This window comes from Nonomuraea rhizosphaerae (assembly GCF_019396405.1).
GTDB lineage: Bacteria > Actinomycetota > Actinomycetes > Streptosporangiales > Streptosporangiaceae > Nonomuraea > Nonomuraea rhizosphaerae.
The window spans coordinates 1-10,174 of record NZ_JAHKRL010000205.1 but is presented as its reverse complement, the minus strand read 5'-3'; the positions used below and the strand labels follow the sequence as shown (position 1 = coordinate 10,174).

Here is a 10,174-nt window from a genome sequence, read left to right as displayed (position 1 = left end):
GGCGACTCGATCGCCGTCAACGGCGTCTGCCTGACGGTCGTGGACGTCCAGGGCGACGTGTTCACCGTGGACGTGATCAAGGAATCGCTGGACCGCAGCTCCCTCGGCGGCCTGGACGCCGGGTCCGCGGTGAACCTGGAGCGGGCCGTACGGGCCGACCAGCGACTCGGCGGCCACATCGTCCAGGGCCACGTGGACGGCACCGCCGTCCTGCTGTCCCGGCAGCCCGGCGGCAACTGGGACGACCTGCGCTTCTCCCTCCCGGAGAGCATCGCCCGGTACGTGGCCGAGAAGGGCTCGATCGCCATCGACGGAATCAGCCTGACGGTCACCACGGTTGACGACGACAGCTTCGGCGTGAGCCTGATCCCCACCACCTTGAAGCTGACCACGATGGGCGAGCGCGAGGTGGGCGACCTGGTGAACATCGAGGTCGACGTGATCGCCAAGTATGTGGAAAGGCTGGTGGGCAAGCAGTGAACTGGACACACGCGGGATTCGACGTCTTCGGCACGCACGTTCTCTGGACGGACCTGGTCGGCAACATCGCCGCCCTGTCGACCGTCCTGCTGGCGATGCGCAAGTCGATCTGGACCTGGCCGGTGCAGCTGACCGGCTCGGTGCTGCTGCTCATCGCCTCGCTCAGCGCCGGGCTGGTCGGCAATGGGCTCAAGCAGGTGATGTTCGGCGTTCTGGCGGTCTACGGCTGGTGGGCGTGGCGGCGCGGCACGGAGGGCGGCAAGAACCTGGCCGTCCGCCCGGCCACGGCCCGCGAGCGCTCCCTCTACATCGCCGCGATGCTGCTCGGCACGGCCGTGGTCGGCGTGCTGTTCTACGCCACGGGCCTGTCGTGGGGGGCCGCCGTGCCGCTGCCGAAGGGCGCGTTCCTGGTGGCCGCCGACGCCTACATCTTCGTCGGCAGCGCGGTCGCCACCTGGGCGCAGGGCAGGGCGCTGGTCGACTTCTGGATCATCTGGGTGGCGGTGGACCTGGTCGGCGTGCCGCTGGCGTTCAGCTCCGGGCTGGTCGTCTCCGGGGCCGTGTACGGGGTCTTCTTCGTCCTGGTGCTGATCGGCTTCGTGAAGTGGCTGAGGGAGTACCAGGCGGGCGCCAGGGGCCTGGCGGTGGCGTCATGACCATGCTCGACCAGGTCGAACGGGCCATCGAGGACATCCGCAACGGCAAGGCCGTCCTGGTCGTCGACGACGAGAACCGGGAGAACGAGGGCGACATCATCTTCGCCGCCTCCAAGGCCACGCCGGAGCTGCTCACCTTCACCATCAGGCACACCAGCGGCGTCATCTGCGTGCCCATGGAGGGCCGGGAGCTGGACCGGCTGGGCCTGCCCCTCATGGTGTTCCAGAACAGGGAGCGGCTGCGCACCGCGTACACGATCAGCGTGGACGCCCGCGACGGCGTGACGACCGGCATCTCGGCGGCCGACCGCGCCCGCACCATCCGCACCCTCGCCGACTCCGCGACCGAGCCGTACGAGCTGGTGCGGCCCGGCCACATCTTCCCGCTGCGCTACCACGACGGCGGCGTGCTGGCCCGGCGCGGCCACACCGAGGCCGCCGTCGACCTGGCCAGGCTCGCCGGCCTGAGCCCCGCCGGGGTCCTGGCCGAGATCGTCAACGACGACGGCACCATGGCCAGGCTGCCCGAGCTGCGCGCCTTCGCCGACGAGCACGACCTGGCGCTCATCTCCATCGAGCAGCTCGTCGACTACCGGCGCAGGACCGAGAGCATGGTCACCAGGATCGCCGAGACCCAGGTGCCCAACGCGTACGGGACATGGCGGGCCTACGGGTACGCCAGCGCCCTTGACGGCGGCGAGCACATCGCCCTCGTCTACGGCGACCTGTCCGAGACCGGCGGCGAGAACATCCTGGTCCGCGCCCACTCCGAATGCCTGACCGGCGACGTGTTCGGCTCGCTGCGCTGCGACTGCGGCGTGCAGCTCGACCACGCCATGTCCGCCGTCGCCGCCGAGGGCTGCGGCGTCGTGGTCTACCTGCGCGGCCACGAGGGCCGGGGCATCGGCCTGCTGGCCAAGCTCAAGGCCTACAGCCTCCAGGACAACGGCAGCGACACCGTCGACGCCAACCTCGAACTCGGCCTGCCGGTCGACGCCCGCGAGTTCTCCAACGCCGCGCAGATGCTCGCCGACCTCGGCGTCAAGTCCGTACGGCTGCTCACCAACAACCCGGCCAAGCTCAAGGGCATGGACGGGTACGGCATCAAGGTCCTCGGCCGCGAGCCCATGCCCGTGGCCATGAACCCGCACAACGAGCGATACCTCAAGGCCAAGCGCGACCGCCTCGGCCACGACATCTCGGAGGCCTCATGAGTGGCGAAGGACGTCCGGCGAGCGAGGCCGCCCCGGACGCGGCGGGGCTGAGGGTCGGCGTCGTCGCCGCCTCCTGGCACGCCAAGATCACCGACCAGCTCCTGGCCCGGGCCCTGCAGGCGTGCGACGACAGCGGCGCGACCGCGACCGTCGTCCGGGTGCCCGGCTCCCTGGAGATCCCGGTCGTCGCCCAGGCCCTGGCCCGCCGCTGCGACGCCGTGGTCGCCCTGGGCGCGGTCATCAAGGGCGAGACCGCCCACTTCGAGTACGTCTGCGACTCCGTCACCTCCGGCCTGACCCGCATCTCGCTCGACGAGCAGACCCCGGTCGGCAACGGCGTCCTCACGTGCGAGACCCTCGACCAGGCCCTGGACCGCTCGGGCCTGCCCGGCAGCAAGGAGGACAAGGGGTACGAGTCGGCCGTGGCCGCGCTCGAAACCGCCCTCCTGCTGCGGGACCTGGCCTGAGCTGCGATAGGTTTTCTGATCGTGTCCGCGCCTGTGCCGCCTCCGCCCCTGCCCGTGATCTGGCGTCCCCGTAAGGGGCGGATCGTGGCGTACACGTGCGCGACGCTCGTCGTGATCGGCTCGGTGGTGATGGCTGTCCTCATCGCCGAGCCGTTCCAGGTGGCCGACCGGATCGCGCTGGTGCTGTTCGGCTGCGCGATCGCCTTCGTGCTGCACCTGCTCGGCCGGGTCCGGGTCGAGGCCCGCGACGAGGGCCTGACCGTCGTCAACGCCGTCCGCGTCCACCGCTACAGCTGGCCCGAGGTCCTGGACGTCACCCTGCTGGAGGGCGACCCCTGGCCCAAACTGGACTTCTCCGACGGCCGGACGGTGGGCGCGATGGGCATCCAGGGCTCGGAGAAGGCCCGCGCCGCCCGCGCCACGGCCGAACTGTCGGCCCTGATCCATGAGCGCGGGGAGGCGGGGGAGGACTGACTAGGCGGGGTCCTGGAACACCTCGTCCGCGTTCGTGGCGGTGAGAGCCCGGCGCAGCCAGCAGTCGAGCAGGACCTGATCGGTGCAGGACTCGACGATCGTCCTCACGTCGGAGGGGATCCTGATCTGTCGTTGGTCAAGCACCAGAAGCAGGATGTCGACCGCCTTGCGGACTTCCCCTCGTTCCTCAGCCTTGATCTCGATGGGCCGGGTGAAGGCGTCGGGCAGGCGGTCGACCTGGGTGCGCATGAGTTCCTCCAGTTGCATGCGGACAACGATCGGGAGCTGTCCGCGCAGGTAATCGTAGTAAATGAGGCCACGCTCATCGCCGGAAGTTGCCAGGGTCTTGGCCACCGAGACCAGCGTCTCGGTGTCGGTGGGATGGGCGATGGCGCTCAGGGTGGCGATCTCCAGCGAGGCCAGCACATCCTCCGGCTCCCGCAGGACCGGCAGTTCGTCCGGCCCGACGACGACCGGGCACAGCAGCAGGCAGCTCTCCGGCGGGCTGATCGGCTGCCGGTACTTGTCGGCCGTCTCGCGGGTGGGGCAGAACACGACCAGCATGACCGCCCGCTTGTACCGGCCCATCAGCCCGCCCACGTAGGCGGCCCAGGACCAGAGCTTGCGCTCGTCGAACCGGCGCTGCACCTCCACGATCACGAACCGCTTGTGACCGTCCTTGCCCCTGACCGAGATGACCGAGTCGGCCGCGTACTCGGCGGGCAGGCGTTCGTTCAGCTCGACGGATTCCGTCCTGGCGTCGGAATACTCGTCGGCGTGGCCACGCAGACCCCAGGCCAGCAGCTCCAGCGCGAAGCCGGGGCGGTGCCTGATCATCTCCAGTGGCATCTCATGGTGAAGGCCGGGGGACATTACCTTCCTCTCTCTGTGACGGGCACTTTACTCTCCGCGATCGAAAGAAAAAGCGAATCCTCGCAAAGAAGCGGCGGCGACGTAGCCTGAGAGGCGTGCTGCGGCGGACAATCAAGACAATGGACATCGAGTCGCCGGCGAAGCTGATCGAGCTCCTGGACCGGCACGCCTACCTGGCCGACGAGGGCCTGGCCACGGCCGCCTTCCTGGCGCTCCGGATGGGACGGCCGCTCTTCCTCGAAGGGGAGGCGGGCGTAGGGAAGACCGAGCTGGCCAAGACGCTGGCCGAGCTGCTGAAGGCGCCGCTGATCCGGCTGCAGTGCTACGAGGGGCTCGACGCCGCCCAGGCGCTGTACGACTGGGACTTCGCCCGCCAGCTCCTGCACCTCAAGGCCGCCGAGGCCGCCGGGGTCACCGACGTGGAGCGGCTGGAGGGGGAGATCTACGACCGCCGGTTCCTGATCGCCCGCCCGCTGCTGAAGGCGGTGGAGACGCAGCCCAGCGTGCTGCTGGTGGACGAGATCGACCGGGCCGACGACGAGTTCGAGGCGTTCCTGCTGGAGGTGCTGTCGGACTTCACGATCTCCATCCCCGAGCTGGGCACCGTCCGCGCCAAGACGCCGCCGGTCGTGATCGTCACCTCCAACAGGACGCGCGAGGTGCACGACGCGCTCAAGCGCCGCTGCCTGTACCACTGGCTGGAGCATCCGGGGTTCGACAGGGAGGTGGCGATCCTGCTGCGCCGCCTGCCAGGATGCACCGAGACGCTCGCCCTCCAGGTGGCCGGCGCGGCCGCGCGGCTGCGGCAGGCGCAGCTTGTCAAGCCGCCGGGCATCGCCGAGACGCTCGACTGGACCGAGGCGCTGCTCACGCTGGGCGCCAAGGAACTGGACCCGGCGCACGCCGCCGCCACCCTGGGGGCGGCGCTGAAGTACCGCGAGGACGTCGAGAACGTCCTGAGCAACGGGCTGCTGACCCATGGATGAGCTGGCCGCCACCATGACCGGGTTCGCCAGGACGCTGCGCGCCGCGGGCGTCGCCGCCGACCACGAGCGCACCCGCAACCTGATGCTGGCCCTCGACCACCTCGACGTGACCGACCCGGCGGCCGTCTACTGGGCCGGCCGCTGCACCCTGTGCGCCGGCCCCGACGACGTGCCCAGGTACGACCGCTGCTTCGCCGCCTACTTTCAGGGCAGGACCGCCAAGGAGACCAGGACAGGCGCCACGACCGTCACCCGCCACACCGCCGCCGGCGAGGAGGAGGGGCAGGGCGAGGGGGAGGCCGCGCCGGGCACCGCGAGCGCCGCCGAGCTGCTGCGGCACCGCGACGTCGCCAGGCTCACCGACGCCGAGCGGGCCGAGGTGCACCGCATGCTGTCCATGCTGCGCGGCCGCCGCGCCCAGCGCCGCTCCCGCCGGTACGAGCCCGCCCACCGAGGCGCCCTGGACCAGCGGCGCACGATCCGCGACGCGCTGAAGAAGGGCGAGGTCGCCCGGCTGCGGCGCAGGAGCCACGCCACCCGGCCGCGCAAGGTCGTGCTGCTCGTGGACGTCAGCGGCTCGATGGCCCCGTACGCCGAGACGCTGCTGAGGTTCGCGCACGCCCTGGTCAGGAGCGAGCCGCGGGTCACCAGGGTGTACTCGATCGGCACCCGGCTCACCCAGATCACCGCCGAGCTGCGCCACCGCGACCCCGGCACGGCGCTGAACGAGGTGTCGAGGACGGTGCCCGACTGGAGCGGCGGCACCAGGCTCGGCGAGGAGCTGCGCGAATACCTGGCCCGCTCCACCGCCAGGGGCGCGATCGTGGTGATCGCCTCCGACGGCTGGGAGCGGGGCGATCCCGACCTTCTGGGCACGCAGATGGCCCGCCTGGCCAGGCAGGCGTACCGGGTCATCTGGGTCAACCCGCACAAGGGGTACGACGGCTACCGGCCGCTGACCGGCGGCATGCGGGCCGCCCTGCCCCATCTGGACGAACTGGTGGCCGGGCACAGCCTGGCCGCCTTCGAGGAACTCAGTGAGAGGCTCGCCCATGCGTGACGTGCTGCCGGAGATCATCCGCTGGTGGAGGTCAGGGCTCAGGTTCGGGCTCGCCACGGTCGTGAGCACGTTCAGCAGCGCGCCCCGGCCGCCGGGAGCGTCCATGGCGGTGCGCGGCGACGAGGTGGTCGGCAGCGTGTCCGGCGGGTGCGTCGAGGGCGCGGTGTTCGAGCTGGCCGCCGAGATCGACAAGCCGCTCCTGCAGAGGTACGGGGTGAGCGACGACGACGCGTTCGCCGTCGGGCTCACCTGCGGCGGCATCATCGACATCCTCGTCGAGCCCGTCTCGATCGAGACGTTCCCCCAGCTCGGGGAGATCGCCGCCTCCATAGACGCGCACGAGCCCGTCGCCGTCGCCACCATCGTCTCCGGCCCCGGGCGGATGGGCGCGCGCCGCGTCATCTGGCCGGACCGCTCCTCGGGCACGCTCGGCCTCGAACGCCTCGACGAGGCCGTGGACGACGACGCCCGCGGCATGCTCGCCCAGGGCACGACCGGCATCCGGCACTACGGCGGGCAGGGCGAGCGGCGGCTGGACGACCTGGCCGTGTTCGTGCACTCGTTCGCACCGCCGCCGCGCATGCTGGTGTTCGGCGCGATCGACTTCGCGGCGGCGGTGGCGCGGGTCGGCAAGTTCCTCGGCTACCACGTGACCGTCTGCGACGCGCGGCCCGTCTTCGCCACGCCCAAGCGCTTCCCGCAGGCCGACGAGGTGGTGGTCAAGTGGCCGCACGACTACCTGACCTCGGTGGACGTGGACGAGCGCACGGTCATCTGCGTCCTGACCCACGACCCCAAGTTCGACGTGCCCCTGCTGGAGGTGGCGCTGCGCACCAAGGCCGGGTACGTCGGCGCCATGGGCTCGCGCCGCACCCACGAGGACCGGCTGTCGCGGCTGCGCGAGGCCGGGATGACCGAGGAGGAGCTGGCCGGCCTGCGCTCGCCCATCGGGCTCGACCTGGGGGCGCGCACCCCGGAGGAGACGGCGGTGTCGATCGCGGCCGAGCTGATCCAGCTCCGGTGGGGCGGCTCCGGACGGCCCCTCACCGACACGGCGGGCCGCATCCACCAGGAGACCCCGTGAGCGCCTTGCCCCCGAGCGGCATGGCGGTCGTGCGCTGGGAGGCGTCGTGAGGGACGGGCGGGTGGCGGGGCTGCTGCTGGCCGCCGGGCGGGGATCCCGGCTCGGCACGCCCAAGGCGCTGGTCGAGTACGAGGGCGAACGCCTGGTGGACCGGGGCGTCCGGCTGCTGGACGAAGGCGGCTGCCACCCGGTCGTGGTGGTGCTCGGCGCGGCGACCGTGCAGGTGCGCGGGGCCGTGTCGGTGCGCAACCCCGACTGGCCGTCCGGCATGGGCTCGTCGCTGCGCGTCGGCCTGGCCGCGCTGCCCGCCGAGGCGGAGTCGGTGGTGATCGCGCTGGTCGACCAGCCGTTCATCACCCCGGCGGCGGTGCGGGCGCTGATCGCCGGCCACGCCCCGGTGGCCGTGGCGACGTACGGCGGCAGGCGCAGGAACCCCGTCATGATCGCCCGCCGCCACTTCGCCGAGGTGTCCGCGATGGCGGAGGGGGACGTGGGGGCGCGGCCGTTCCTGAAGGCGCATCCGGAGCTGGTCACGGAGGTGCCGTGCGACGGCCTCGGCGACCCCGCCGACATCGACACTCCCGAGGACCTGCCCCTGCTGGACAGGTAGCGATCGGCTGGTCGTCCAGAGGTGCCGATCACCCGGTCGTCCAGAGGCGCCGGTCGTCTGATCGTCTAGAGGCGCAGGGAGGCGATCGCCGCCCGGTGGTCGCTCCCCGTGGCCGGCGCCACGCCCGCCCTGGTCGCCGTCATCCCCCGGTACAGGATGTGATCCGGCCGGGTGATCGGGAACTCCGACGGCCAGGTGAACCCGAACCCGTCGCCCGCCGCCCGCTGCGCGTCCGTCAGCGGCGGCGTGAGCCCGCTCATGCCGCGGTCGGTGGTGGCGGTGTTCAGGTCGCCGAGCAGCAGGATGCGCTTGCTCGGGTCGTCGTCGATGAGCTTGCGCGCCGCCGCCAGCGACGCGTCGCGCGAGGTGGTCATGCCGGGCCGGGCCGAGGCCAGGTGCATCACGTACACGGTGACCTTGCCCTTGGGTGTGGACACCACCGCCCGCAGCGCGCGCGGCCAGCCCATGCCGACGTCGAGCGGCTTGGTCTGGCTGAGCGGGTAGCGGCTCCACAGGCCGACCGTGCCCACCGGGTAGTGGTGCTTGAACATCTTGTTGAGCTGCTTGGCCGCCGGGCCGCCCGCCGTCAGCTCCTGCGCCGCCAGCAGGTCGAGGTCGTCGGCGATGCGGCGCACGGCCTCGCCGGAGGCGTCGTTGGTGACGCCCACGTTCACCGTGCCGACCGCCAGGTCGCTCGCGCCGCCGGGCGGGCTCTGCAGCAGCGTCGAGCCGAACATCGACGCCCACACCACCCCCGGCAGCAGCGCCACGCCCGCCGCCAGCTTGGAGCGCGCCACCGCGGCGGCCAACAGCAACAGCGGCACGGCGAACCCGAGCCACGGCAACAGGCTCTCCATCACCGGGGTGAACCCGCCCAGCGCCGGGATCAGCTGATGCCCCGCCAAGGTGGCGGCGAGCACGACTGACACGGCGATGACGACGCGCTTCAGCATTCGAACCAGGCTAGCCGCTCGCTGCCCCGCACGCGGCGCGCTAACCTGTTGCCGTCGCAACGGAACAACATTCGGTTCGTCTTTTGTCATGGGGAGCCCGGCATGCGCATCGGTATGGCACTCAACTACTCGGGCGGCTTCAAGGAGTCCGTCGCGGAGCTGGCCGACTACGAGAAGGCCGGGCTCGACATCGTCTTCGTCCCCGAGGCCTACAGCTTCGACGCCGTCAGCCAGATGGGGTACATCGCCGCCCGCACCGAACGCCTGGAGATCGCCTCCGGGATCCTGCCGCTCTACTCACGCACCCCCACGCTGCTGGCGATGACCGCCGCCGGCATGGACTACGTCTCCGACGGCCGCTTCACCCTCGGCCTGGGCGCCTCCGGCCCGCAGGTGATCGAGGGCTTCCACGGCGTCCCGTACACCGCGCCGCTGGCGCGTACACGGGAGATCATCGAGATCTGCCGCCAGGTCTGGCGGCGCGAGAAGCTCCAGTACGAGGGCAAGCACTACACGCTGCCCCTGCCCCCCGACCAGGGCACCGGCCTCGGCAAGCCGCTGAAGATCATCAACCATCCGGTACGGCCGCGCATCCCCATCGTCGTCGCCGCCATCGGCCCCAAGAACGTCGAACTGGCCGCCGAGCTGGCCGAGGGCTGGGAGCCGATCTTCTACGTCCCCGAGAGGGCCGCCGCCGTCTGGGGCGCCTCCCTCGCCGCCGGGGCCGCCAAGCGGCAGCCCGACCTCGGCCCCCTGGACGTGATCGCCCAGGCGTCCCTGGCGATCGGCGACGACGTGGCGGGGCTGCTGGAGTTCGGGCGGCCGATGGCGGCCCTGTACATCGGCGGCATGGGCGCCAAGGGGCGCAACTTCTACAACGACCTCGCCCGCCGCTACGGGTACGAGAAGGAGGCGGAGCGGATCCAGGAGCTGTACCTCGACGGCAAGAAGGACGAGGCGGCGGCTGCGGTGCCGCACGAGCTGCTGGAGAGCATGTCGTTGATCGGCAGTGAGGGGTTCGTGCGGGATCGGGTGGCGGCGATGAAGGAGTCGGGGGTGACCACGCTGAACATCGCGCCGTTCGGGAGGAGCCATGAGGATCGGGTGCGGCTGATCGAACAGATCAAGGACATCGCCTCCTGACCGGCACCCCTTTCTGGCCGGCCCCTCCTGCTGGTCGGCATCTTCTCCGGACAGGAACCACCTTCTGGCGGAACCGCCTCCTGACGGGAACCGCCCCGTGAGGCGGATCGCCTTGTGACGGGCACCGCCTCCTGAGGGCCGCCCTCTGAGACTGCCTTCTCAGAGGGCGGCCTT

At 71.3% G+C, this 10,174-nt stretch carries 12 protein-coding genes; 10 read left to right on the top strand and 2 right to left on the bottom strand.

Annotation, left to right across the window (positions count from 1 at the left end):
- The 5 genes from KME77_RS09995 to KME77_RS09975 all read left to right on the top strand — a co-directional run.
- On the top strand, nt 1–480 hold a 480-nt coding region (locus KME77_RS09995), incomplete at its 5' end, for a riboflavin synthase (protein ID WP_219464574.1).
- Nucleotides 477–1,136, top strand: coding sequence for a nicotinamide riboside transporter PnuC (gene pnuC, locus KME77_RS09990; RefSeq protein ID WP_219464572.1), 660 nt, complete (start codon nt 477–479; stop codon nt 1,134–1,136). The genes KME77_RS09995 and pnuC, both read left to right, overlap by 4 nt.
- A complete protein-coding gene (locus KME77_RS09985; RefSeq protein WP_281424091.1) occupies nt 1,133–2,350 on the top strand; it encodes a bifunctional 3,4-dihydroxy-2-butanone-4-phosphate synthase/GTP cyclohydrolase II in 1,218 nt (405 codons plus the stop codon). Before pnuC ends, KME77_RS09985 begins: the two co-directional genes overlap by 4 nt.
- Nucleotides 2,347–2,817, top strand: coding sequence for a 6,7-dimethyl-8-ribityllumazine synthase (ribH, locus tag KME77_RS09980; protein ID WP_219464563.1), 471 nt, complete (start codon nt 2,347–2,349; stop codon nt 2,815–2,817). The genes KME77_RS09985 and ribH overlap by 4 nt, the downstream gene beginning before the upstream one ends.
- 84 nt (nt 2,818–2,901) lie before the next feature.
- Nucleotides 2,902–3,291: a PH domain-containing protein gene (locus KME77_RS09975; RefSeq protein WP_308250644.1), complete on the top strand. Its 390-nt coding sequence runs from the start codon at nt 2,902–2,904 to the stop codon at nt 3,289–3,291.
- Here the strand turns inward: KME77_RS09975 and KME77_RS09970 are convergent, their stop codons facing one another.
- On the bottom strand, nt 3,292–4,128 hold the full coding sequence (locus tag KME77_RS09970) for a hypothetical protein (protein ID WP_219464561.1): 837 nt from the start codon (nt 4,126–4,128) through the stop codon (nt 3,292–3,294).
- A 155-nt stretch (nt 4,129–4,283) separates the two neighbouring features.
- Between KME77_RS09970 and KME77_RS09965 the strand changes: the two genes are divergently transcribed.
- The 4 genes from KME77_RS09965 to KME77_RS09950 are packed head-to-tail and all read left to right on the top strand — an operon-like array spanning nt 4,284 to nt 7,904.
- A complete protein-coding gene (locus KME77_RS09965; RefSeq protein WP_219464559.1) occupies nt 4,284–5,150 on the top strand; it encodes an AAA family ATPase in 867 nt (288 codons plus the stop codon).
- Nucleotides 5,143–6,210 carry a vWA domain-containing protein gene (locus KME77_RS09960; protein WP_219464549.1) on the top strand — a complete coding sequence of 356 codons (1,068 nt, stop codon included), beginning with the start codon at nt 5,143–5,145 and terminating at the stop codon, nt 6,208–6,210. The genes KME77_RS09965 and KME77_RS09960 overlap by 8 nt, the downstream gene beginning before the upstream one ends.
- Nucleotides 6,203–7,294, top strand: a complete 1,092-nt coding sequence (locus KME77_RS09955) for an XdhC family protein (protein WP_219464540.1) — start codon at nt 6,203–6,205, stop codon at nt 7,292–7,294. Before KME77_RS09960 ends, KME77_RS09955 begins: the two co-directional genes overlap by 8 nt.
- Before the next feature lie 46 nt (nt 7,295–7,340).
- Entirely contained in the window at nt 7,341–7,904 is a 564-nt protein-coding gene (locus KME77_RS09950; protein WP_308250643.1) for a nucleotidyltransferase family protein, read from the top strand.
- Between the two features lie 65 nt (nt 7,905–7,969).
- On the opposite strand, the gene KME77_RS09945 is transcribed toward KME77_RS09950, so the two are convergent.
- Complete coding sequence (locus KME77_RS09945; protein WP_219464531.1) at nt 7,970–8,857, bottom strand: endonuclease/exonuclease/phosphatase family protein; 888 nt, start codon at nt 8,855–8,857, stop codon at nt 7,970–7,972.
- Nucleotides 8,858–8,959: 102 nt separating this feature from the next.
- Between KME77_RS09945 and KME77_RS09940 the strand changes: the two genes are divergently transcribed.
- Complete coding sequence (locus tag KME77_RS09940) at nt 8,960–10,000, top strand: LLM class F420-dependent oxidoreductase (protein ID WP_219464515.1); 1,041 nt, start codon at nt 8,960–8,962, stop codon at nt 9,998–10,000.
- Nucleotides 10,001–10,174: the final 174 nt, after the last annotated feature.

Bases quoted from the DNA above. Each gene is read 5' to 3' on its own strand.
- KME77_RS09985 (WP_281424091.1), top strand. From the start codon at position 1,133: ATGACCATGCTCGACCAGGTCGAACGGGCCATCGAGGACATCCGCAAC.
- KME77_RS09945 (WP_219464531.1), bottom strand. From the start codon at position 8,857: ATGCTGAAGCGCGTCGTCATCGCCGTGTCAGTCGTGCTCGCCGCCACC.
- KME77_RS09940 (WP_219464515.1), top strand. From the start codon at position 8,960: ATGCGCATCGGTATGGCACTCAACTACTCGGGCGGCTTCAAGGAGTCC.
- KME77_RS09960 (WP_219464549.1), top strand. From the start codon at position 5,143: ATGGATGAGCTGGCCGCCACCATGACCGGGTTCGCCAGGACGCTGCGC.
- KME77_RS09970 (WP_219464561.1), bottom strand. From the start codon at position 4,128: ATGATCAGGCACCGCCCCGGCTTCGCGCTGGAGCTGCTGGCCTGGGGT.
- KME77_RS09955 (WP_219464540.1), top strand. From the start codon at position 6,203: ATGCGTGACGTGCTGCCGGAGATCATCCGCTGGTGGAGGTCAGGGCTC.
- KME77_RS09965 (WP_219464559.1), top strand. From the start codon at position 4,284: ATGGACATCGAGTCGCCGGCGAAGCTGATCGAGCTCCTGGACCGGCAC.
- ribH (WP_219464563.1), top strand. From the start codon at position 2,347: ATGAGTGGCGAAGGACGTCCGGCGAGCGAGGCCGCCCCGGACGCGGCG.